Origin of the sequence: Friedmanniella luteola (genome assembly GCF_900105065.1) — a bacterium.
GTDB classification, from domain to species: Bacteria; Actinomycetota; Actinomycetes; order Propionibacteriales; family Propionibacteriaceae; genus Microlunatus; species Microlunatus luteolus.
The window spans coordinates 434708-455469 of sequence record NZ_LT629749.1 but is presented as its reverse complement, the minus strand read 5'-3'; the positions used below and the strand labels follow the sequence as shown (position 1 = coordinate 455469).

Sequence of the window (20762 nt, the reverse complement as noted above, 5' to 3'; positions counted from 1 at the left end):
AGATCGGTCAGGGGAACTGCAGAGTGGCCAGTACCCCACTGGCATGTTTCGTCCCGAAATCTGCAGGATCTTCTGCAAACCCTTCGACCTCGAGACGAAGCGGAGGACCACTCCCGGCAGGTGTCTCCACACTGCTCAGTAACGTTCTCCCAATTACCGCGCTCAGAGTCAAATCGTGACTTGTACCACGGACGGACTTGACAACGGCGCGGGCACCCACCGGGGCCGTGCAGCCGGCCTCGAGCCGACCGAGGAAGGCGCGCTCCGTCAGCGCCTCGGCGTGGCTCACGGCGTGGTCCAGCGCCCGGACGTGCTCCTTGAGCTCCTCGTCGAGGGTGTGCGCGACCTCCAGCGCCAGGGCGCCCTGCCCCGGCGCGGGCAGCATCAGCGCGAGCGGCAGGACCTCGGCCGGCAGGTCCTTCACCACCGCCGCGCTGGCACCGGGGCCCGGAGGCTGCTCAGCCCCGTCGGTGGTCCCGGGCTGCAGGTAGCCCAGCCGGCGCAGACCGGCCGCGGCGAGCAGCACTGCGTCGACCTGACCGCTGCGGACCAGGCCCAGCCGGGTGTCGACGTTGCCGCGGACGGGGACGACGACGACCCGGCGGCCCTCCTTCTCCGCCCAGTCCTGCAGCTGGATCGCCCGCCGCGGGGCGCCGGTGCCGACGCGCGCGCCGTCGTCGAGGTCGGCCAGCCGGCGGCCGACCAGGACGTCCCGGGTGTCCTCGCGCTCCGGCACGGCCACCACCTCCAGGTCCGGGTCCGGCGCGGTGGGCAGGTCCTTGAGGGAGTGCACCGCCACGTCGATCTCGCCGTGCCGCAGGGCGTCGCGGACCGCCCCCGCGAAGACCCCGGTGCCGCCGATCTCGGTGAGCGCCCGCTGGTCGACGTCGCCCCGGGTGGTGACCCCGACGAAGCTGGAGGGCACGCCGCGCGCGGCCAGCAGCCCGGCGACCAGCTCCACCTGGGCCCGGGCGAGCGGGGAGGTGCGGGCGCCCAGCCGCAGCACGCGGGAGCCGGTCGCCGAGGTCACGCGGACGGGACCTCGGCCGACATCACGGCCGCCACGCTCTGCGGGTCCAGGGCGAACAGCTCGCGCAGCGCGGCGGCGTAGTCCACGGCGTCCGGGTCGGTGGAGAGCTCCTGCACCCGGACGGTCGGCTGGTGCAGCAGCTTGTCGACGACCCGGCGGACGGTCCGCTGGACCTCGTCCCGCTCCCGCTCGCCGAGCGTCGGCAGCCGGCTGCTGAGCCGCGACATCTCCCCCGCCACCACCTCCGAGGCCATCGAGCGCAGGGCGACGACGGTGGGGGCGACCTGCGCGGCGCGGCGCAGCCCGAGGAAGTCGCGGACCTCCGCGCGCACCAGCGCGCGGGCCTCCGCCACCTCGCTGGAGCCGGTGTCGTCGTCGCGGCCCGCCACCAGCCGGTCCAGGTTGACCAGGCTGATCCCGAGGGTGTGCACGTCCTCGGAGACGTCCGGCGGCAGCGCGAGGTCGACGACGCCGGTGACCGGGGTGCCGGCGAGCTGGCCGGCCCCGATGGTCATCGAGCGGGCGCCGGTGCAGGTGACGAGCACGTCGGTGTCGGCGAGGGCAGCGTCCAGCTGGTCCAGCGGGACGGCGCGGCCGCCGACCGACTCGGCCAGCCGCTCGGCCTTGACCAGGGTCCGGTTGGCGCAGCTGACCTGGGCCCCGGCCGCCGCGGCGGTGCGGGCGGCGAGCCCGGCCATCTGGCCGGCCCCGACGACGAGCACCCGGCGACCCTCGAGGCTGCCCCGCTCGGTGGCCAGCAGGTCGTAGGCGGCGGTGACCAGGGAGCGTCCGGCGGAGCCGATGCCGGTCTCGGTCTGCACCCGCTTGCCCACGCGGAGCGCCTGCTGGAAGAGGGAGTTGAGCACCGTGCCGACGGTGCCGGCGTCCTGGCAGACGCTGAGCGCGGTGCGCACCTGGCCGAGGATCTGGCTCTCCCCCACCACGACCGAGTCCAGCCCGGCGGCCACCGAGAAGGTGTGGGCGACGGCACCCTCGTCGAAGAAGACCGCGCACAGCGTGCGCAGCTCCGTGACGCTGAGCCCGGCCAGCGCGGCGAGCGCGGCGACGGCGTCGTCGAGGCCGCCGTGGAAGCGCGAGACCGAGGCGTAGAGCTCGGTGCGGTTGCAGGTGGACAGCACCACCGCCTCGTCGACGTGGTCCGACGCCACCAGCTGCTCGGCGAGCTGCGCCGTCGCCGTGGCACCCATGGCCAGCCGCGACAGCATGCCGACGCTCGTGGAGCGGTGCGACACGCTCACCACCAGAATGCTCATCAGTCCTCACCTTCGAGATGGCCGTGCGTGGGCACGAGGACGGGTGCCGGGGGCAGCCCGGCGGGCGCCCCGTCGATGATGCCCGGAGCGACGACCGGGTCGTCGCGCGTCCCGGCGGGCTCCTCCACCCGTCGGTGCTCGTGGTAGGCGAGGATCTGCAGCTCCTGCCCCAGGTCCACCTTCCGCACGTGGACGCCGTCGGGCACGGCCAGGACGACCGGGGCGAAGTTGAGGATGCTGGTCACGCCGTGGCCGACCAGCCGGTCCGTGACCTCCTGCGCGGCCTCGGACGGGGTCGCGACCACCCCGATCACCGCGCCGGTCGCGGCGAGGAGGTCCTCGAGGTCGCGGAGGTCGGTGATGGCGAGGCCGTGGAGGGTCTGGCCCACCAGGGCCGGGTCGGGGTCGACCAGGCCGACCACCCGGAAGCCGCGGGAGCGGAAGCCGGAGTAGTTGGCCAGCGCGGTGCCGAGGTTGCCCAGGCCGACGATGACCACCGGCCACTCCTCGGCCTCACCGAGCTCGCGGGCGATCTGGAACCGGAGGTAGGCGACGTCGTAGCCGACCCCGCGGATGCCGTACGAGCCGAGGTGGGAGAGGTCCTTGCGCAGCTGGGCGGGGCCGACGCCGGCCGCCTCGGCCAGGGCACCGCTGCTGACGGTGTCGGTGCCGCTGCCGGACAGCTGGGCGAGGGCCCGGAGGTAGACCGGCAGCCGGGCGACGGTGGCCCGGGGGATGCCCTTCGTCGCGGTCGTCGGCTCAGCCCCGACGTCAGCGGCGGCCTCCGCGGGGGTCGGGTGTGCGTCGTCACGAGCCTCACGCAAGGTCTCGGCGGAAGACACACCTCTCCTGGTCTGTGGGGCCGTGCTGCCGGGGCGGCAGCGGTCGGATCGGACCAACTCTAGGAGTCGCGACCGGGCCGCACAAACGAATCGGCTAGGTCGAGCCGGCCAGCGCCGCGCGCAGCCGGGCGGGGTCCACGGCCCAGAAGTCGTGCTGCGCCCCGTCCACGAACGTCACCGGCACCTCGTCGGTGTAGCGCCGCAGCAGCTCGGCGTCGGTGGTGATGTCCTGGGTCGACCAGCCGGTCCCCGTCTCGGCGCACACCCGGGAGACGACCTCGACCGCCTGCTCGCAGAGGTGGCAGCCGGGGCGGGTCAGCACCAGCACCCGCTCGTCCGCGCTCATCGCTGCTCCTGCTCGGCTCGTGTCATCTCTCTCAACATCCCCTTCCGGATCTTCCCTGTGGCGCCCCGCGGCAGCGCGTCCACGACGTGCACGGCCGAGGGCCGCTTGAAGCGTGCGAGCCGCTGACGGCAGTGGGCCTCGACGCGGTCGGCCGACAGCGCCCTGCCCTCGACGAAGGCGACCACCTGCTCCCCCGTGCGCGGGTCGGGGCGCCCCACCACGGCGACGGCCTCGACCTCGGCCAGCTCCGCGATCACCTGCTCCACCTCCGCCGGGTAGACGTTGAAGCCGTTGACGACGACCAGCTCGCGCGCCCGGTCGACCAGCACCAGCTCGCCCGCGTCGAGGTACCCGATGTCCCCGGTGGGGAACCAGCCGTCGGCGTCGGGGCCGTCCGACCCGTCGGGCCAGTAGCCGGAGAAGAGGTTGGCGCCCCGGACGGCGATCTCCGCGGGCTCCCCGGGCTCGCGGCCGTCGCCGATCCGCACCTCGACGCCGGGCAGCGGTGGCCCGACGTGGCCGGGTCCGGACCCCGTGCCGCCGAAGGTGGCGGTGACGCCGGGCGCGGCCTCGGTGAGCCCGTAGCCGCGCTCGACCGGCAGCCCGGTCCGGGCGGTGAAGGCGGCGGCCAGCTCCTCGGGCAGCGGCGCCGCCCCCGCGACGACCGTCCGCAGCCGGCCCAGCCCGGCGTCCAGGTCGGGCTCCGCGAGCAGCCGGTGCAGGGTCGGCGGCGCCAGCGGCAGGTTGGTGACCCCCTCGTCGCGGACCAGGGCGCCGATGCCCTCGGGGTAGCCGTCGACCACCACGAGCCGCGCCCCGGAGCCGACCCAGCTGCCCAGCACCGCGTTCAGCCCGAACACGTGGAACAGCGGCAGGGTCGCCAGCACGACGTCGTCGGGTGTGAGCACGCCGAGCCGTCCGACGTGCTCGACGTGGGCCAGCAGCGCCCGGTGGGTCAGCATCGCCGCCTTGGGGCGCCCGGAGGTGCCGGCGGTGTAGAGCAGGACCGCCAGGCTCTCGGCGTCGGGCGGGGAGGTCAGCAGGGCGGCGTCGGCGGCCAGCGCGGCCAGCCCGTCCTCGGTCAGCGGCAGCGTGGTGACGCCCGCCGGTCCTGGTCCCCGGGCGCTCAGCAGCACGCGGGCCCCGGAGTCGGCGAGGACGACGGCGGTCTCGTCGGCGGTGGACTGCGGGTCGAGCGGCACGACGACCACCCCGGCCCGGAGCGCGGCCAGGTGGGCGACGACCCAGGCGGCCGAGCCGGGCCCCAGCAGTGCCAGCCGCTGGCCGGCGAGGAGCCCCTGCGCCGTCAGCCCCGCGGCGACGGCGCTGACCCGGGCGTCGAGGGCGGCCCAGCTGAGGGTCCGGCGCGGCCCCGGCCCCGCGGGCGGGCCGGGCTCGACGAGCGCGGTGGCGTCCGGGCGCTCGGCGGCGCGGGCCGCGACCAGGTCCGCGAGGTTCGAGCAGGCCGCGACCGGCCCCGGCGCGACCGCAGCCGGCGGGCCGGACGCCTGCTCGCTCTGCACGCGCCGAGTCTGGCACAGCGACCCGGCTCGACCGCGGCTGAACACCGGTGGGGCGGAGCTAGGGTGGCGGGATGAGCGATGCTGACGGCTCGGCCCCGGCGTCGGGGACCGGTCGTGGGCTCGAGGTCCACGACGAGGACGTCCGCCCGCTGCCCGGTGTCGGTGCCTCGGCCATCGAGGTCGCGCCGCTGAGCACCGAGGGCGACCCGCAGGCTGCCGCCTTCTTCGACCTCGACAACACCATGATCAAGGGCGCGTCGATGTTCCACCTCGCCAAGGGCCTGTACCGGCACGGGTTCTTCGGCAGCCGGGTGATCGCCAAGGCCGTCTGGCTGCAGGTGTGGTTCCGCGTCGTGGGCCGGGAGAACCCGACCCACATCGAGGACGCGCGGGCGGTGTCGCTCTCCTTCATCGAGGGCCACACCGTGACCGAGCTCGAGGAGATCGGCCAGGAGACCTACGACGACGCCATCCATCCCCGGATCTGGCCGGGCACGCGGGCGCTCGCCCAGAAGCACCTCGACGCCGGGCAGCAGGCCTGGCTGGTCACCGCGGCCCCGATCGAGGTCGCGGGGATCATCGCCGCCCGCCTGGGCCTGCACGGTGCGCTGGGCAGCACCGCCGAGCACGTCGACGGCGTCTACACCGGCCGGCTGCGCGGCGAGCTGCTGCACGGGGCGGCCAAGGCCGACGCCGTCCGTGCCCTGGCCGAGGCGGAGGGCCTGGACCTGACCCGCTGCGCCGCCTACTCCGACTCCTCCAACGACCTCCCGATGCTGTCCCTGGTCGGCCACCCCACTGTCATCAACCCGGACAAGCGGCTGCGCCGGCACGCCCTGGAGCAGGGTTGGCCGGTCCGCGACTTCCGCCGCGGGCGCAGGGCCGCCCGCGCCGGGCTGCTCGGGGCCGGGGCCGCGGGCGGCGCGACGGGAGCCTTCGCCGTCGGCGTCGTGCTGCGGCGGATGCTGCGCCGCTGAGCTCGGCGCGGGCTCCCAGCGCGGGCGCGCGGCGGCTCAGCGCCCGCGGGTGATGACCGCGGCGGCGCCGACGTAGACGAGGTAGGACAGCAGCCCCAGCACGGCGAGCTTGGCGCCCTGGTCGGGCCGGTCGGTGATGACCACGGTGACCGCGACGGCGAGCGCGAGCACCCCGAGGACGGCGGCGCCGGCGTCGAGCAGGCTGCGGAGGTCGGGGCGGCCGGGCGCGACGCGGCGCGGGGTGCGGCGGACGACGAGGGCGGTGAAGGCGGCCGTCGCGGCCACCACCAGCACGAGGGCCCAGGTCATGGGTGCCGCCTCGATCGCGGTCCCGCGCGAAGCCCGGTGGTGGGGCGGGAGCGGTCGACGCGGGCCGTCGGGCCACGGGAGACCCCCGTGACCAGGACGACCCGCGTCATCGCGCTGCCGGACCCGGACCTACTTGCCGGCGCGGCGGCGCTGGATGCGGGTGCGCTTGAGCAGCTTGCGGTGCTTCTTCTTCGCCATCCGCTTGCGGCGCTTCTTGATGACCGAACCCATGAACAACCTCTCGACTACCGAGACGCCGTCGGCCTCGGGCTGCTACGAACACGTCCGGTCGACCGCCGGACAACCCTGGCAGACTACCCGGCGCGCCCGACCCGGCGCCAACCGGCGACCGTGGCCACCCCCGCACCGGGCGCGGACGGTAGCGTCGGCGAGCGTGGCGAACCATGTCGAGGACTTCAGCACCGGATCCGGATCCCGCAGCACGCCCCGCGCGTGGCTGCCCACCGACGCCCCCTCGCTGGGCCTGGACGGGGAGTGGCAGTTCCGGCTGCACGCCAGTCACCGCGGGCTGGCGGAGCCGCCCGCGAGCGACGGCGACTGGGGCACCGTGACCGTGCCGTCGCACTGGGTGCTCGGGCCCGACGGGGTGCCCACCAGCGCCGAGCGCGGCCGGCCGATCTACACCAACGTGCAGTACCCGTTCCCCGTGGACCCGCCCTTCGTGCCCGACGAGAACCCGACCGCCGACCACCGCCGCACCTTCGACCACCCGGGGTGGGACGTCGAGCGGGTGCTGCTCCGCTTCGACGGCGTCGAGTCCGTCTACCAGGTGTGGCTGAACGGCGCCGAGGTGGGCGTGGGCAAGGGCAGCCGGCTCGTCCAGGAGTTCGACGTCACCGCGGCCCTGCGCCTCGGCGAGAACGAGCTCGTCGTGCGCGTCTCCCAGTGGTCCTCGGCCAGCTACCTGGAGGACCAGGACCAGTGGTGGCTGCCCGGCATCTTCCGCAGCGTCACCCTGCTGGGGCGGCCCGCCGGCGCGCTGGACGACGTCTGGCTGCAGCCCGGGCTGGTCGCCGACGACGAGGGCGTGGGGTTCCGCGGCACGCTGCGGCCGGTGCTGCAGGCGGCGCCGACCGCCTACCCGGTCACGGTCCGGGTGCCGGAGCTGGGCGTCGAGCAGACCTTCCCCGACGCCGCCGCCCTGGCGGAGGTGGCCGTGGGCGAGGTGGAGCCCTGGACGGCGGAGACGCCGCGGCTCTACACCGTCGAGGTCGCCTCGACCGGGGAGACCGTCACCGTCCGGGTCGGCTTCCGCGAGGTCCGCGTCGTCGGTGACCGCTTCCTGGTCAACGGGGAGCCGGTGACGTTCCGCGGGGTCAACCGGCACGAGACCCACCCCGTCCGCGGCCGCGTCTTCGACGAGGCCCACGCCCGCGCCGACATGGTCACCATGAAGCGGGCCAACGTCAACGCGATCCGGACCAGCCACTACCCGCCGCACCCGCGCGTCCTCGACCTGGCCGACGAGCTGGGCTTCTGGGTCGTCGACGAGTGCGACCTGGAGACCCACGGCTTCGAGTTCCAGGGCTGGCAGGACAACCCGAGCGACGACCCGCGCTGGACCGCGTCCTACCTGGACCGGATCGAGCGGACCGTCGAGCGCGACAAGAACCACCCCTGCGTCGTCCTGTGGTCGCTGGGCAACGAGGCGGGCACCGGCCGCAACCTGGCCGCCATGGCGCAGTGGGTGCACCGCCGCGACCCCGGCCGCCCCGTGCACTACGAGGGCGACTACACCGGCCAGTACACCGACGTGTACTCGCGGATGTACCCGGCGCTCGTCGAGGTGGAGGCGATCGGCAGCGGTGTCGGACCCGTCCGGCACACGGGTCCCGCCGAGGGCGCGCGGGTGCGCTCGATGCCCTTCCTGATGTGCGAGTACGTGCACGCGATGGGCAACGGCCCGGGCGCCATCGCCGACTACGACACGCTGACCGAGCGCTACCCGCGGCTGCACGGCGGCTTCGTCTGGGAGTGGCGCGACCACGGCCTGGCGACCCGCGCGGCCGACGGCACCCCCTTCCACGGGTACGGGGGCGACTTCGGGGAGGTCGTGCACGACGGCAACTTCGTGATGGACGGCATGCTGCTGCCCGACGACACCCCGACGCCGTCGGTCGCCGAGTTCGCGGCCGTGCACACGCCCGTCGTGCTGACGCTCGCCGGCCGGGCGCTGGAGGTCCGCAACCGCTACCACACCGCCGACACCGCGCACCTGCGCCTGGTGGCCGCGGTCGTCTCCGGGACCGACGGCACGCTGAGCGCGGAGACCGAGCTGGACGTGCCGGTGCTGGCGCCCGGGGCCTCGGCCACCGTCCTGCTGCCCGACGCGCTGGTCGAGGGCGCCGACGGCGGCTGGTGGGACGTCCGGGTCGAGCTGGCCGCCGACCAGCCGTGGGCGCCGGCGGGCCACGTCCTCGGCCGGGCGCAGGCGGCCCGGCCCGTGCAGACCCCCGCCGCCGCCGTCCTGCCGCGGCCGGCCGCCGCGCCGCCGCTGGTCACCGCGGGCGACCCGCTGACGCTGGGTCCCGCCACGTTCGACGCGCGGACCGGCCGGCTCACGGGGCTGCACGGGCTGGCCCTGGACGGCCCGCGGCTGGAGCTGTGGCGGGCGCCGACCGACAACGACCGCGGCGCCAGCTTCGGTTCCTACGAGACCGCCCGGCCCGAGGACACCCCGTACGGCACCGGCGAGCCGGGGCCGTCCTCGGAGCAGCGCTGGCGGGCCCGGGGTCTCGACCGGCTGGTGCACCGGCTGCTCGAGCTCCGCGCCGGTCCCGACGCGGTGGTCAGCGCCGTCCGCGTCGGCACCGCGAACAGCGGGCTGTCCGTCGAGGTGCGGACGCGGTGGGAGCTGGTCGACGGCGGTCTCGGCTGCTTCGTCGACGTCGTCCCCTCCGTCGGCTGGGACTGCACCTGGCCGCGCGTCGGCGTCCGGTTCGACCTGCCGGCCGGCGTCGAGCGGGCGGACTGGTTCGGCACCGGTCCGGCCGAGTCGTACCCCGACAGCCTCGCCGCCGCCCGCACCGGCCGGTTCTCGGCCGGCCTCGACGAGCTGTCCGTGCCCTACTCGCGGCCGCAGGAGACGGGCCACCGGTCCGGGCTGCGGCGCCTCGAGCTGCGCGGGTCCGACGGCGCCGTCCTGCGGCTCCGGACCGCACCCGACACCGCCGGTCGGCGGCCCGGCTTCACGCTGAGCCGGCACACGCCCCAGCAGGTCGACCGGGCCCGCCACCCCTACGAGCTGCCGTCGAGCGACCGGACGTACCTGTTCCTCGACGCTGCCGTGCACGGCGTCGGCAGCCGGGCCTGCGGCCCCGACGTGCTCCCCGAGCACGCCCTGTGGCCCGGCGCGCACCAGCTCACGCTGGTCTTCGAGGACCCCGCCTGACGGCGTGGTGACTTCGGGGTCGAGCACGACCCCGAAGTCACCACAGGAACCCGAGCAGTCGCGTCCCCAGGGAGCCACGGCGGTGTTCGGTAGGTGCCGCACATCCTGGGAGTGCCGGCATGCACCCACGGACGCGGATCTCCGACGACCTCCTGCAGCTCGCCGGCCTCCAGGAGGGTGTCGTCACCCTCGAGCAGGCGACCGCCCTGGGGGTCACCCCGACCGTGGTCAAGCGGCTCTGCGCCCAGGGGACCTGGCAGCGGCTCGGGCGCGGTCTCCTCCTCGTGGGTCCCGCCGCACCGCCGTGGCGCGCCTGGGCGTGGGCGGGCGTGCTCGCCGCCGGAGACCGTGCTCGGCTCGGGCCGGAGGCCTCGGGGCACCTCTGGGGGGTGCGGCCCGAGGCGCCCGAGCTCGTGGACGTCCTCGGCCCGATCTCGGGCCGACCGACGACCAGCAGTCCCTGCACCTTCCATCGTGAGCGGCCGGGTGTCCGCTCCGGACGCTCGTCGGGGCACCACCCCGGCTACCCGCGGTCGACACCCTGCTGGACCTGTGCGCCGTCCGACGACCGGGCGAGGTCGTCGACTCGTGACCCGGGCTGCTCGACTGCGGGTGGCGCGACCCGAGGAGCTCCTCGGCGCTCTGGACCGTTGCAAGCTCCCCTCCTGCCGTCAACGCCTCACGGACCTGCTGCAGGACGTCGCCGAGGGCCTCGAGTCACCGCTGGAACTGGCCCACCTGCGCGACGTCGAGCGGGCCCACGGCCTCCCGAAGGGCCGGCGCAACCAGTACCGGGGCGGGCTTCGTCACCGCAGCGACGTCGGCTACGACGCCTACGGGGTCCTCGTCGAACTCGACGGACGGCTGGGCCACGCTGACGACGGCGGGCGGTTCAGGGACTTCCGCCGGGACGACGACTTCGCGGTGCGCTCGCTGGTCACGCTGCGCTACGGCTGGCACGACGTGAGTGATCTCCCCTGCGACATCGCGCAGCAGGTCGGCACGGTCATCACGGCCCGGGGCTGGACCGAGGTGGTGCAGCGCTGCCGGCGGTGCCGCCGGGTGGTGTGGTGAGTCCGGGTTCGACGACGACCCCGCACTCCTCACGACTCCTAGCCGGTCTCGAAGAAGGCGTCGCGGAGGTAGGCGTGCACGGCCTTCTCGGGGACCCGGAAGCTGCGACCGAAGCGGACGGCCTCGAGGTCGCCGTTGTGGATGAGCCGGTACACCGACATCTTGGACACGCGCATCAGGGCCGCGACCTCGGCCACGGTGAGGAAGCGCACCCCCGTGAGGTCGCCTCCGATCGGGGTGACTCCCCCGGGCTGGGACTCGTTCGTCATGCCACACCCATCTCTGTCGGCCCGCCTCGCGCAGCGCGCGGTGCCGGGTACTGCAGTGAGGCTAGTGGTTGGAGGGGCGTCAGCGATAGTACGAGTTTCGACTCACAGGACGACACGCCGCGTCAATAGTTGACCGTGCTCGAATCGAGACGCACACTTCGCGCTCACCGGTCTCCGAGGGGTCAGAGACCGGGGTCAAGACCCAGCTCGGGGTACACGGCCCGGCGGGTGGCGAGGATGGCCTGGTCGACCCGGCTCTCGGGGTTGATGCCGTCCTCGAACGACGTCCAGGCGGCGTCCGCGCCGTCGGACATGGAGGTGGGCGCCCACGGCCCGATCGCGTCGCGCCAGGCCTGCGGCGTCGGGGTCGCGGGCGGCACCGGCTCCCCGCTGACGATGGCCAGCAGGTGCGTCCAGGCCCGGGGGACGACGTGCAGCAGCGCGTAGCCGCCCCCGCCGGTGGACACCCAGCGTCCCTCGCAGTGCTGGTCCGCGAGCTCGGCGAGCGCCAGGTAGGAGGCGCGCTGCCCGTCGAGGGACAGGTCCAGGTCGGCCAGCGGGTCGTGCTCGTGGGAGTCGCAGCCGTGCTGGGTCACCAGGACGGTCGGCTTGAACGCCGCCAGCACGTCCGGGACGACGGCGTGGAAGGCCCGCAGCCAGCCGGCGTCCGTGGTGCCCGGGGGCAGGGCGACGTTCACCGCGGTGCCCTCGGCGCCCGGCCCGCCGATCTCGTCGGGGAACCCGGTGCCCGGGAACAGGCAGGCGGGCGTCTCGTGCAGGCTGACGGTGAGCACGCGCGGGTCGTCGTAGAAGATCGCCTGCACGCCGTCGCCGTGGTGGACGTCGACGTCGACGTAGGCCACCCGCTCGCAGCCCGCGTCGAGCAGCCAGCGGATGGCCACCGCGATGTCGTTGTAGACGCAGAACCCGCTCGTCGCGCGCGGCATGGCGTGGTGCAGCCCGCCGCTGATGTTGCTGGCCCGGAGGGCCTCGCCCGACCAGACGCTGCGGGCGGCCTCGACGCTGGCCGACGTGACCAGGGCCGCGATGTCGTGCATGCCCTCGAAGACCGGGTTGTCGCTGGTCCCCAGGCCGAACTCCGCGTCCGGCACCCCGCGCTGGACCGCCGCGATGTAGGCCGGGTCGTGCACCTTGGCCAGCAGCTCGAGGTCGACGGGCGGCGGCGGGACGACGTCGAGGCGGTCCAGCACGCCCAGCTGGCGGGCCAGCTCGACGGTGTTGCGGACCCGGCCCGGCGCCATCGGGTGGTCGCTGCCGAAGTCGTAGCGGCTGAGGTCCTCGGAGTGGACCAGCCGGCCCCTCACGGCCGGGTCCCGGGCTGCCGGGCGGCCTCGGCCAGGTCCCGGCTGCGGTCGCGGGCGGCCTCGATCGCGCTGAGGAACGCGGCCCGCACCTTGTGGTCCTCCAGCTGGCGGACGGCGGCGGCCGTGGTGCCGCCCGGGGAGGTGACCCGCTCGCGGAGCACGGTCGGGTGCTCCCCGGTCTCGCGCAGCAGCTTCGCCGAGCCGAGCATCGTCTGCACCACCAGCTCCGTGGCGGTGTCACGGGGCAGGCCGAGGTGCACCCCGGCCTCGATCATCGCCTCGACGACGAAGAACAGGTAGGCCGGGCCGGAGCCGGAGATCGCGGTCACCGCGTCCTGGTACCGCTCGGGCAGGGTGACCACGCGCCCCGTGGCCGAGAGGATCTCGGTCACCCGGTCGAGGTGCTCGTCGGTGCTCGCCGAGCCGGGTGAGATGGCCGCCATCCCCTCGTCGACCTGCGCGGGGGTGTTCGGCATGACCCGGACGACGGGGGTGCCGGCCGGCAGCACCGCCTCGATGGAGGCCGTGTCGACCCCGGCCGCGAGGGACACGACGAGCGTGCCGGGCCGGAGCGCGGGCGCGATCTCGGCCAGCAGGTCGGCCATGTCCTGCGGCTTGACCACGAGGACGACGGTGTCGACGGCGGCCGCCGCCTCCCCGTTCTCGCACATGGTGATGCCGTACCGGGCGGTCAGCTCCAGCTGCCGCTGCGGCCGACGGTCGGTGGCGAGGATCCGGTCGGGCGTCCAGCCGGCCCGGACCAGGCCGGACAGCACGGTCTCCCCCATCACCCCGGCGCCGAGGATGGCGAGCCGCAGCCCGCCGCCGGGCAGTCCGACGCCGTCGTCGAGGACCGCCCCGGTGGACGTCACGGCGCTCAGGCCCGGTCCGCGACGAGCTGGTCGGCGAGCAGCTCCGCGATCTGCACGGCGTTGAGGGCGGCGCCCTTGCGGAGGTTGTCGTTGGAGATGAACAGGACCAGCCCCTTGCCGGCCGGCGCGGACTGGTCGGCCCGGATCCGGCCGACGAAGCTCGGGTCGGCGCCCGCGGCGTCGAGGGGGGTCGGCACCGCCATCAGCGCGACGCCGGGCGCCCGGCCCAGCAGCTCGGTGGCGCGCTCGGGGCTCAGGTCCTCGGCGAACTCGGCGTGCACGGCCAGCGAGTGGCCGGTGAAGACGGGCACCCGCACGCAGGTGCCGGCGACCAGCAGCTCGGGGGCGTGCAGGATCTTGCGCGACTCGTTGCGGAGCTTCTGCTCCTCGTCGGTCTCCCCGGACCCGTCGTCGACGATCGAGCCGGCCAGCGGCAGCACGTTGTAGGCGATCGGCTTGACGTAGGTCTGCGGGGCCGGGAACTCGACGGCGTCACCGCGGAAGGCGAGGCCGGCGGCGCGGTCGGCGACGGCGCGGACCTGACCGTCGAGCTCGGCGACGCCGACCCCGCCGGAGCCGGAGACGGCCTGGTAGGTCGCCACCTGCAGCCGGGTCAGCCGGGCCTCGCGGTGCAGCGGCGCCAGCACGGGCATGGCCGCCATCGTCGTGCAGTTCGGGTTCGCGATGATGCCCTTGGCCGGCCGCAGCGCGTCCTCGCCGTTGACCTCGGCGACGACCAGGGGCACGTCGGGGTCCATCCGCCAGGCCGAGGAGTTGTCGATGACGAGGGCGCCGGCGGCCACGACCTTCGGCGCCGTGGCCTTCGAGGCGGCCTTGCCGTTGGAGAACAGGGCCAGGTCGAGGCCGGAGAAGTCGGCCGTCTCGGTGTCCTCGACGACGACCTCGCGGTCCTGCCAGGTCAGGGTGCGACCGGCGGACCGGGCGGAGGCGAAGAACCTCAGCTCGGTGACCGGGAAGCCGCGCTCCGCCAGCAGGGCCCGCATCACTCCGCCGACCTGACCGGTCGCTCCGAACACACCAACGCGCATGGGCCCAGCCTAAGACCTCCCCGCGGACTCGAGGACCGACTTCCAGGCCGTGGATCTTCCCGTCCGCGGGGCCTCCAGGCCCGGGGACACGAGAAGTTCTCCCGTGCTGACCGCCTCGGGGCGCCCGGGTGGCCGGGGCAAGATGGTCCGGTGAGCGCGCAGCCCGGGGTGGCGACCATGGACCGGACCCGGATCGGCCGCGAGGTGGTGCTGGTGCTGGCGCTCTCGCTGGGCCAGTCGGCCGTCTACGCCGTCCTGCGGATCATCGAGCGGCTGACCCGGGAGGTGCCCCTCTCGGCGCAGACCTCCACCCTCAACGCGTCGACGACGCCGGACCGGCCCTGGCTGGACCTGGCCTACCAGCTGGCCAACATCGCCTTCGCCTTCGTGCCCGTGCTGCTGGTGCTGTACCTGCTCGACCTGACGCACCGGCCCGCCGGCGCCCTGATCGGCTTCGACCTGCGGCGGCCCCGCTTCGACCTCGGCGCCGGTGCGGTGCTGGCGGCGGTGATCGGCATCCCGGGCCTGGGGCTCTACCTCGGCGCGCGCGCCCTCGGCCTCAACACCGACGTCCAGGCCTCGGCCCTGGCGGGGGCCTGGTGGACGATCCCCGTCCTGGTGCTCTCGGCGTTCCAGAACGCCGCCCTCGAGGAGGTCGTGATGATCGGCTTCCTCTTCACCCGGCTCCGCCAGCTGGGCTGGCAGCCGTGGGTGGTGCTGCTGCTCAGCGCCGGGATCCGCGGCTCGTACCACCTGTACCAGGGGTTCGGCGGCTTCGTCGGCAACCTCATCATGGGGCTGGTCTTCGGGCTCGTGCACCTCCGATGGCGACGGGTGGGGCCGCTGGTCGTCGCGCACACCCTGCTCGACGTCGTCGCCTTCGTCGGCTACGCGCTGGTCGCCCCGCACGTGGGCTGGTTGTGACCGCCGCGGGCCCGGCGATCCTGCTGCTGACCAGCCCGCTGGCCCGGACGGCCGACGTCGACGGCCTGCGCGCGGCCCTGGCCCTCGTCGGCCCGGTGACCGCGCCCGGCTGGGCGATCGACCGGACGGCGCCGGACCTGCTCGCCGCCCCGGCCGCGGAGGCCGGCGCCGCGCTGGGGCGCACCAGCTCGCCGGTCGTGCTGTGCGGCGTGGGCAGCGGCGCCGTGCTGGCGCTCCGGGTGGCCGCCGAGGCCGGGGACCGGGTGGCCGGGCTGGTGCTCGCCACCGGACGCCGGCCGTCGGGACCGCGCCCGGTCCTGGTGCTGCACCGGGCGGCGGCCGACCTGCTGCCGCTCGCGGTCCTGCAGCGGCTGCACGCGCCAGAGCGGCTGCTGCTGCAGACCCTCGACCTGGTCCGGCCGCAGGACGTCCGCCCCCTCGCCGCCCGGGTCCCGCAGCCGAGCCGGGTGGCCTGGGGGCGCCGCGACCCGCTCGACCGGTGGGCGGCCGCCCGGCTCGCGGCGGCCCTGCCGGCGGGCCGTCTGGTGCCCCTCGACGACGCCGGACCCGGCTGGGTCGCGAGGTCGCCGGAGCGGCTGGCCGGGCTCGTGGCCACCCGGGCCCCGGAGCGCTAGAGGCTCTCGGTGGTCCCGCCGCCGTCGGTGGCGAAGGACGGCTGCGCGGGCGCGGCCAGGTGGAGCCGGGCGAAGGCCAGCGACTCGGCGAGGTCCTCCTCGCGGCTGGCCCGGGTCGGGTTCTTCCGCGAGTTCAGCTCCAGCACGACGTGACCCGAGAAGTTCTGCTCGGCCAGGTGCTCGAGCACCGCGCCGGCGTGCTGGTCGCCGCGGCCGGGCACCAGGTGCTCGTCCTTCACCGACCCGCTGCCGTCGGTCAGGTGGACGTGCCGCAGCCGGTCGCCCCAGGCCCGGGCCAGGTCCAGCGACTGCTGGCCGGCGGTGGAGGCGTGGGAGAAGTCGAGCGTCAGGTCGGCGTAGTCGAGCTCGGTGGGGTCCCAGCCCGGCACGTAGGCCTTGAGCTCCCCTGCCGGCGTCCGCCACGGGTACATGTTCTCGACGCAGAACAGGATGCCGGTGCTCTCGGTGAGCCGGCGGATGCCGTCGACGAAGTTCCGGGCGTACTCGCGCTGCCAGCGGAACGGCGGGTGCACGACGACCACGTCGGCGTCGAGGCGGTGCGCGGCCTCGGCCGAGCGCTCGAGCTTCGCCCACGGGTCGGTGCCCCAGACCCGCTGGGTGATCAGCAGGCAGGGCGCGTGGATGGCCAGCACCGGGATGCCGTGGTAGTCGCGGAGCTTCTCGACCGCGTCGATGTCGGCGGCGACCGGGTCGATGCCCACCATCACCTCGACGCCGTCGTAGCCGAGGCGGCGGGCCAGCTCGAAGCCGCTGGCGGTGGTCTCGGGGTAGACGGAGGAGGTGGAGAGGCCGATCTTGGCGGACGGGACCCTCACCTGCTCACCGGAGGGGCCCGCGGAGGGCTCGGCGTCGTCAGGCACGCCCCCCAGCGTAGTGCGCGCGACCGATCGCCGGGCCAGGCCCACGGGCTCGGCCCGGGGACCTCCCGGGGCCGGCTCGGGGCGCGCCGGCCGGCCCCTAGGCTGGCCACCGTGCCCGAAGTGCTGATCGGCTTCCCCCGCGCCTTCGTGGACTTCACCGACCCGGCGGACGACGACCAGGTGTTCCACTGCGACCTCACCTGGCTCACCTCGCGCTGGACCTGCATCTTCGGCCAGGGCTGCCAGGGGATCTACGCCGACCGGCCCGACGACGGCTGCTGCACCCTGGGCGCGCACTTCGCCGACGCGGACGACGAGTCCCGGGTGGCGGCGGCGGTGGGCCGGCTGACCCCGGACGTCTGGCAGCTGCACGCCCAGGGCGCGGGCGGCTGGGCCGAGCTGGAGGGCGCGGAGTCGGTGGCCGAGGGTGAGTCGCCCGGCCGCAAGACCCGGGTCGTCGACGGGGCGTGCGTCTTCCTCAACCGGCCCGGCTTCGCCGCCGGCACCGGCTGCGCCCTGCACCGGCTCGCCCTCGACGAGGGCCGGCCGATCACCGAGACCAAGCCCGACGTCTGCTGGCAGCTGCCGCTGCGGCGGCAGTACCGGGCCGTCACCCGGACCGACGACAGCACCTACACGGAGGTGTCCATCGGGGAGTACGGCCGCGACGGCTGGGGGCCGGGCGGGCACGACCTGGACTGGTACTGCACCTCCAACACCGAGGCCCACGTCGGACCGGAACCGGTCTACCGGTCGAGCCGCGACGAGCTCGTCGCCCTCATGGGTGCGCCGGCCTACGCCCTGCTCGTCACCTACTGCGAGGACTTCGACAGCCGGCGCAGCCCGTTGCTGCGGCACGCCGCCGACCCCGCGCGCCCGTCCGGGCCCGGTTCGTGATTCTGCGGGGGTGAGGCACGATGAGCCCCATGCACCTTGACCACCTGTCGTTCGCCGTCGGGCCCGAAGGGCTCGACGCGACGACGCAGCGGCTCAGCGCCCTGCTGGGGGTGCCCTTCCGCGAGGGCGGCTTCCACCCCCGGTTCGGCACCCGCAACAAGATCCTGCCGATGACCGACGGCCAGTACCTGGAGGTGGTGGAGGTCCTGGACCACCCCGCCGCCGACAAGGCCCCGTTCGGCCAGGCCGTCCGCGCCCGGTCCGAGGACGGCGGTGGCTGGCTGGGCTGGGTGGTCGCCGTCGACGACATCGCCCCCGTCGAGGAGCGGCTGGGCCGCGCCGCGGTGGAGGGTCACCGGGTGCTGGAGGACGGCACCCGGCTGGAGTGGCAGCAGCTGGGCATCAAGGGCCTGCAGTCGGACCCGCAGCTCCCCTTCTTCGTCCGCTGGCGGAGCGACCCGTCCGTGCACCCCTCGCACGGGGGCCGGGAGGTCGAGCTGCTGAAGATCGAGATCGCCGGCGACCGCGAGCGGGTCGACGACTGGCTGGGTGGCCGCTCGGACACGATCCTGCTCGACGTGGACGTCGACTGGATCGCCCCGAACGGCCAGCCCGGCCTGAGCGCGGCACTGTTCAGCACCCCGCGGGGCGAGGTGCGGATCTAGCCCGGGTCGCCGCGCAGCGCCCGCAGCGCGAGCACGCTGACCGGGACCAGCACGACGTGGCCCAGGGCCAGCGCGACCGTGCTGACCGCGTCGAGGTCGGCCGGCAGGGTCATCAGCGGGACGGTGCCCAGAGCGAGCACCGGCGCCGCCACCTGGCCGACGCCCAGCACCCGCGGCCAGCGGCGGGCCAGCAGCACCGCGAGCGCCAGCCCGACCAGCAGCGGCAGCGCCGCGAACCCGGCCACGGTCGCCGCGTCCACCCGGGTGGCCCCGGCCGGGGCGGTGAACACGAAGCTCCCGCCGGCGGCCCGGCCGAGGCCGTAGAGGGCGAGGTCCGCGGCCACCGCCACCAGCACCGCCACCGCGACGACCCCGAGGGCCGTCCGGACCGGCACGCGGCCGGGAGCCGTGACGGCGCCCGCCACGGCCGCGCTCACGGGCGCTGCGCCAGGTAGGCCTCGATCCGGTCGAAGGCCCCCACCCAGGCGTGGGTGGCGAAGAAGTCGCGGGCCTCCGGCGTCGGGAACCCGCTCTGCACCACGGTCATCAGGGTGCCGCCGTCGACCGACTCGAAGGTCACCTCGATGCGGGTGGTCAGCGTCGACCCCTCCGGGTCGGAGCCGACCGACTCGGTGACCAGGCGGTGCGGCCGGTCGATCTCCAGGAAGGTCTGGGTCTCGCGGAACAGGGTGTCGCGGTCGGGGCCCCAGACGGCGGTCTGCCGGCCGCCGACGCGGAGGTCGACCTCGATCTCGACGACCCCGGGCTCGGTGTCGAGGATGGCGAACCAGATCTTCTGCTGCTCGGCGTCGGTGTAGGCGTCGAAGACCACCTCGGGGCGGGCGGGGAGCTGTCGGCTGAGCCGGAGGGCGAGCCCCTCGTCGGTACGGGCAGTGCTCATGGCGTCGTTCCTTCCTGGAGGGTGAGGTAGGCCTCGAGGCCGTCGAGGCGACGTTCCCAGAGGCGCTGGTAGTGGCTGATCCAGGCCATCGCCTCGTCCAGCCGTTCGCCGCCGAGCCGGCACTGCCGGGTGCGGCCCACCTTGGCGGTGGTGACCAGGCCCGCGTCCTCGAGGACCTGGACGTGCTTCTTCAGACCGGTCAGCGTCATCCCGGTGGGGGCCGCCAGCTCGCCGAGGGTCGCCGGACCCTCGCCGAGCCGGGTCAGGACACCGCGGCGGGTCGGGTCGGCGAGAGCGGCGAACGCCCGGTCGAGCACCTCTGACTGAACCATGTGGTTCACCATACGACACTGAACCGTTTGGTGCAACGTCCCGTCGCCGTCGGTGCGACGTCTCGTCGTCCTGCCGCCTCGGGGTCCCACCCGGCGGTCCTGGGAGGATGGGCGCCATGCCGGTCCGCATCCGCCCTGCCGTCGCCGCCCTGCCCGCCTACAAGCCCGGCCGACCGGCGCCGACGGGCGCGGCGGGACCCGCGTACAAGCTGTCCAGCAACGAGAACCCGTACCCGCCGCTGCCCGGCGTGCTGGCCGCCACGGAGGCGGCGGTGGCCGGGATGAACCGCTACCCGGACCTGGCCAACACGGCGATGGCGGCCGCGGTCGGCGCCCGGCTCGGCGTCGCCCCGGAGTGCCTCGCCTTCGGCACCGGCTCGGTGGCGGTGCTGTACCACCTGCTGGCCGCCGTCTGCGAGCCCGGCGACGAGGTGGTCTTCGCCTGGCGGAGCTTCGAGGCGTACCCGATCGCCGTGCAGATCACCGGGGCCACCCCGGTCCCCGTGCCGCTCGGCCCGGGCGCGGTCCACGACCTGGAGGCCCTGCGCGCGGCCATCACCCCCGCGACGCGGGTGGTCATGCTCTGCACGCCGAACAACCCGACCGGGCCGGCGATCGCCCACGACGAGCTCGAGCACTTCCTGGACGCCGTGCCGGAGCACGTGCTGGTGATGGTCGACGAGGCCTACGTCGAGTTCGTCGACGACCCGGCCGCGGTCCGCGGGCTCGAGGCGCTGCAGGGCCGGCCCCAGGTCGCCGTGCTGCGGACCTTCTCCAAGGCCTACGGGCTGGCGGGCTTCCGGGTCGGCTACTGCGTCGCGGAGCCGGCGCTGGCCGCCGCGGTCCGGGCCGTCTCGCTGCCCTTCGGGATCTCGGTCGCCGCCCAGGCCGCGGTGCTCGCCAGCCTCGACGCCGAGCCGGCGCTGCGGGAGCGGGTCGACGCCCTGGTCCGGGCCCGGGCGGGACTGCGGGACGGGCTCCGCGGGCTGGGCTTCGACGTGCCCGCCGCCCAGGGCAACTTCGTCTGGCTGCCGTCCGGACCGCTCACCGCCGCCCACGGCGAGGCCTTCGCGGCCGGCGGGGTCGTCGTGCGGCCCTACGCCGCCGGGGAGCCGGGTGACGGGGTGCGGATCACCGTCGGGGAGGACGCGGCGAACGCCCGGGTCCTCGAGCTGGCGGCGGGGCTGCCCCGGCCCTGATCGGACCGCGGCGCGGCCTGGCCGGA

23 protein-coding genes and 1 pseudogene are annotated in these 20762 nt (G+C 75.0%); 9 read left to right on the top strand and 15 right to left on the bottom strand.

Going from position 1 to position 20762, the window contains the following annotated elements; translation table 11 throughout:
* Positions 1 to 7: 7 nt before the first annotated feature.
* The 5 genes from hemC to BLT72_RS02120 form a co-directional block, all read right to left on the bottom strand.
* Positions 8 to 1030, bottom strand: a complete 1023-nt coding sequence (gene hemC / locus BLT72_RS02140; RefSeq protein WP_091409490.1) for a hydroxymethylbilane synthase — start codon at positions 1028 to 1030, stop codon at positions 8 to 10.
* The gene (locus BLT72_RS02135) at positions 1027 to 2304 is read right to left on the bottom strand and encodes a glutamyl-tRNA reductase (protein WP_091409488.1); all 1278 of its coding nucleotides are present in this window, start codon (positions 2302 to 2304) and stop codon (positions 1027 to 1029) included. Before BLT72_RS02135 ends, hemC begins: the two co-directional genes overlap by 4 nt.
* On the bottom strand, positions 2304 to 3146 hold the full coding sequence (locus tag BLT72_RS02130; protein WP_342587386.1) for a redox-sensing transcriptional repressor Rex: 843 nt from the start codon (positions 3144 to 3146) through the stop codon (positions 2304 to 2306). The genes BLT72_RS02135 and BLT72_RS02130 overlap by 1 nt, the downstream gene beginning before the upstream one ends.
* A 94-nt stretch (positions 3147 to 3240) precedes the next feature.
* Positions 3241 to 3492 (bottom strand): glutaredoxin family protein, encoded by a 252-nt coding sequence (locus BLT72_RS02125; RefSeq protein WP_091409486.1) that lies wholly within the window; start codon positions 3490 to 3492, stop codon positions 3241 to 3243.
* Complete coding sequence (locus BLT72_RS02120) at positions 3489 to 5015, bottom strand: class I adenylate-forming enzyme family protein (RefSeq protein ID WP_091409485.1); 1527 nt, start codon at positions 5013 to 5015, stop codon at positions 3489 to 3491. The genes BLT72_RS02125 and BLT72_RS02120 overlap by 4 nt, the downstream gene beginning before the upstream one ends.
* Before the next feature lie 71 nt (positions 5016 to 5086).
* On the opposite strand from BLT72_RS02120, the gene BLT72_RS02115 reads away from it, so the two are divergent.
* Positions 5087 to 5992 carry an HAD family hydrolase gene (locus tag BLT72_RS02115; protein WP_091409484.1) on the top strand — a complete coding sequence of 302 codons (906 nt, stop codon included), beginning with the start codon at positions 5087 to 5089 and terminating at the stop codon, positions 5990 to 5992.
* Between the two features lie 36 nt (positions 5993 to 6028).
* Here BLT72_RS02115 and BLT72_RS02110 read toward each other — a convergent pair whose 3' ends face one another.
* Together BLT72_RS02110 and BLT72_RS02105 are read right to left on the bottom strand one after the other, a co-directional pair.
* A complete protein-coding gene (locus tag BLT72_RS02110; protein WP_091409482.1) occupies positions 6029 to 6301 on the bottom strand; it encodes a hypothetical protein in 273 nt (90 codons plus the stop codon).
* Positions 6302 to 6430: 129 nt separating this feature from the next.
* Entirely contained in the window at positions 6431 to 6532 is a 102-nt protein-coding gene (locus BLT72_RS02105; protein WP_042842924.1) for a 30S ribosomal protein bS22, read from the bottom strand.
* Between the two features lie 163 nt (positions 6533 to 6695).
* On the opposite strand from BLT72_RS02105, the gene BLT72_RS02100 reads away from it, so the two are divergent.
* From BLT72_RS02100 to BLT72_RS22935, 3 genes and pseudogenes are all read left to right on the top strand, one after another.
* Positions 6696 to 9713, top strand: a complete 3018-nt coding sequence (locus tag BLT72_RS02100; RefSeq protein WP_197677169.1) for a glycoside hydrolase family 2 TIM barrel-domain containing protein — start codon at positions 6696 to 6698, stop codon at positions 9711 to 9713.
* A gap of 119 nt (positions 9714 to 9832) precedes the next feature.
* Positions 9833 to 9979, top strand: a pseudogene (locus tag BLT72_RS23445) (type IV toxin-antitoxin system AbiEi family antitoxin domain-containing protein); the annotation flags it as partial.
* 322 nt (positions 9980 to 10301) lie between these two features.
* Positions 10302 to 10787, top strand: a complete 486-nt coding sequence (locus tag BLT72_RS22935; RefSeq protein WP_231930277.1) for a hypothetical protein — start codon at positions 10302 to 10304, stop codon at positions 10785 to 10787.
* A gap of 38 nt (positions 10788 to 10825) precedes the next feature.
* On the opposite strand, the gene BLT72_RS02090 is transcribed toward BLT72_RS22935, so the two are convergent.
* From BLT72_RS02090 to BLT72_RS02075, 4 genes are all read right to left on the bottom strand, one after another.
* Positions 10826 to 11056, bottom strand: a complete 231-nt coding sequence (locus tag BLT72_RS02090) for a helix-turn-helix domain-containing protein (RefSeq protein ID WP_091409474.1) — start codon at positions 11054 to 11056, stop codon at positions 10826 to 10828.
* Between the two features lie 182 nt (positions 11057 to 11238).
* Positions 11239 to 12381, bottom strand: a complete 1143-nt coding sequence (locus BLT72_RS02085; RefSeq protein WP_231930276.1) for an acetoin utilization protein AcuC — start codon at positions 12379 to 12381, stop codon at positions 11239 to 11241.
* Positions 12378 to 13253, bottom strand: a complete 876-nt coding sequence (gene proC, locus BLT72_RS02080; protein ID WP_280949241.1) for a pyrroline-5-carboxylate reductase — start codon at positions 13251 to 13253, stop codon at positions 12378 to 12380. The genes BLT72_RS02085 and proC overlap by 4 nt, the downstream gene beginning before the upstream one ends.
* Positions 13254 to 13258: 5 nt before the next feature.
* On the bottom strand, positions 13259 to 14302 hold the full coding sequence (locus BLT72_RS02075) for an aspartate-semialdehyde dehydrogenase (RefSeq protein ID WP_091409471.1): 1044 nt from the start codon (positions 14300 to 14302) through the stop codon (positions 13259 to 13261).
* Positions 14303 to 14479: 177 nt separating this feature from the next.
* Between BLT72_RS02075 and BLT72_RS02070 the strand changes: the two genes are divergently transcribed.
* The gene (locus BLT72_RS02070) at positions 14480 to 15226 is read left to right on the top strand and encodes a CPBP family intramembrane glutamic endopeptidase (RefSeq protein WP_091416478.1); all 747 of its coding nucleotides are present in this window, start codon (positions 14480 to 14482) and stop codon (positions 15224 to 15226) included.
* A complete protein-coding gene (locus BLT72_RS02065) occupies positions 15223 to 15861 on the top strand; it encodes an alpha/beta fold hydrolase (protein WP_091409468.1) in 639 nt (212 codons plus the stop codon). Before BLT72_RS02070 ends, BLT72_RS02065 begins: the two co-directional genes overlap by 4 nt.
* Here BLT72_RS02065 and BLT72_RS02060 read toward each other — a convergent pair.
* Complete coding sequence (locus BLT72_RS02060; protein WP_231930274.1) at positions 15858 to 16742, bottom strand: sugar phosphate isomerase/epimerase family protein; 885 nt, start codon at positions 16740 to 16742, stop codon at positions 15858 to 15860. The genes BLT72_RS02065 and BLT72_RS02060 overlap by 4 nt on opposite strands.
* Before the next feature lie 111 nt (positions 16743 to 16853).
* On the opposite strand from BLT72_RS02060, the gene BLT72_RS02055 reads away from it, so the two are divergent.
* Both BLT72_RS02055 and BLT72_RS02050 read left to right on the top strand, forming a co-directional pair.
* Positions 16854 to 17639, top strand: a complete 786-nt coding sequence (locus BLT72_RS02055) for a DUF3109 family protein (protein WP_091409465.1) — start codon at positions 16854 to 16856, stop codon at positions 17637 to 17639.
* Positions 17640 to 17668: 29 nt separating this feature from the next.
* Positions 17669 to 18304 carry a VOC family protein gene (locus tag BLT72_RS02050; RefSeq protein WP_091409462.1) on the top strand — a complete coding sequence of 212 codons (636 nt, stop codon included), beginning with the start codon at positions 17669 to 17671 and terminating at the stop codon, positions 18302 to 18304.
* On the opposite strand, the gene BLT72_RS02045 is transcribed toward BLT72_RS02050, so the two are convergent.
* From BLT72_RS02045 to BLT72_RS02035, 3 genes are read right to left on the bottom strand one after another with little or no spacing between them, the layout of a single operon-like run.
* Positions 18301 to 18741, bottom strand: a complete 441-nt coding sequence (locus BLT72_RS02045) for a DUF6069 family protein (RefSeq protein WP_197677168.1) — start codon at positions 18739 to 18741, stop codon at positions 18301 to 18303. The genes BLT72_RS02050 and BLT72_RS02045 overlap by 4 nt on opposite strands.
* Positions 18738 to 19205 carry an SRPBCC family protein gene (locus BLT72_RS02040; protein WP_091409459.1) on the bottom strand — a complete coding sequence of 156 codons (468 nt, stop codon included), beginning with the start codon at positions 19203 to 19205 and terminating at the stop codon, positions 18738 to 18740. Before BLT72_RS02040 ends, BLT72_RS02045 begins: the two co-directional genes overlap by 4 nt.
* On the bottom strand, positions 19202 to 19537 hold the full coding sequence (locus BLT72_RS02035) for an ArsR/SmtB family transcription factor (RefSeq protein ID WP_091416468.1): 336 nt from the start codon (positions 19535 to 19537) through the stop codon (positions 19202 to 19204). The genes BLT72_RS02040 and BLT72_RS02035 overlap by 4 nt, the downstream gene beginning before the upstream one ends.
* A gap of 116 nt (positions 19538 to 19653) precedes the next feature.
* Here BLT72_RS02035 and BLT72_RS02030 point away from each other — a divergent pair, with 116 nt between their 5' ends.
* Complete coding sequence (locus BLT72_RS02030) at positions 19654 to 20736, top strand: histidinol-phosphate transaminase (protein WP_197677167.1); 1083 nt, start codon at positions 19654 to 19656, stop codon at positions 20734 to 20736.
* Positions 20737 to 20762: the final 26 nt, after the last annotated feature.

Excerpts from the sequence above, each read along its gene's own strand:
- BLT72_RS02125 (WP_091409486.1), bottom strand. The coding sequence starts at position 3,492 with ATGAGCGCGGACGAGCGGGTGCTGGTGCTGACCCGCCCCGGCTGCCAC.
- BLT72_RS02075 (WP_091409471.1), bottom strand. The coding sequence starts at position 14,302 with ATGCGCGTTGGTGTGTTCGGAGCGACCGGTCAGGTCGGCGGAGTGATG.
- BLT72_RS02115 (WP_091409484.1), top strand. The coding sequence starts at position 5,087 with ATGAGCGATGCTGACGGCTCGGCCCCGGCGTCGGGGACCGGTCGTGGG.
- BLT72_RS02070 (WP_091416478.1), top strand. The coding sequence starts at position 14,480 with ATGGACCGGACCCGGATCGGCCGCGAGGTGGTGCTGGTGCTGGCGCTC.
- BLT72_RS02110 (WP_091409482.1), bottom strand. The coding sequence starts at position 6,301 with ATGACCTGGGCCCTCGTGCTGGTGGTGGCCGCGACGGCCGCCTTCACC.
- BLT72_RS02050 (WP_091409462.1), top strand. The coding sequence starts at position 17,669 with ATGCACCTTGACCACCTGTCGTTCGCCGTCGGGCCCGAAGGGCTCGAC.
- BLT72_RS02135 (WP_091409488.1), bottom strand. The coding sequence starts at position 2,304 with ATGAGCATTCTGGTGGTGAGCGTGTCGCACCGCTCCACGAGCGTCGGC.
- BLT72_RS02105 (WP_042842924.1), bottom strand. The coding sequence starts at position 6,532 with ATGGGTTCGGTCATCAAGAAGCGCCGCAAGCGGATGGCGAAGAAGAAG.
- BLT72_RS02090 (WP_091409474.1), bottom strand. The coding sequence starts at position 11,056 with ATGACGAACGAGTCCCAGCCCGGGGGAGTCACCCCGATCGGAGGCGAC.
- BLT72_RS02030 (WP_197677167.1), top strand. The coding sequence starts at position 19,654 with ATGCCGGTCCGCATCCGCCCTGCCGTCGCCGCCCTGCCCGCCTACAAG.
- BLT72_RS02035 (WP_091416468.1), bottom strand. The coding sequence starts at position 19,537 with ATGGTTCAGTCAGAGGTGCTCGACCGGGCGTTCGCCGCTCTCGCCGAC.
- BLT72_RS02040 (WP_091409459.1), bottom strand. The coding sequence starts at position 19,205 with ATGAGCACTGCCCGTACCGACGAGGGGCTCGCCCTCCGGCTCAGCCGA.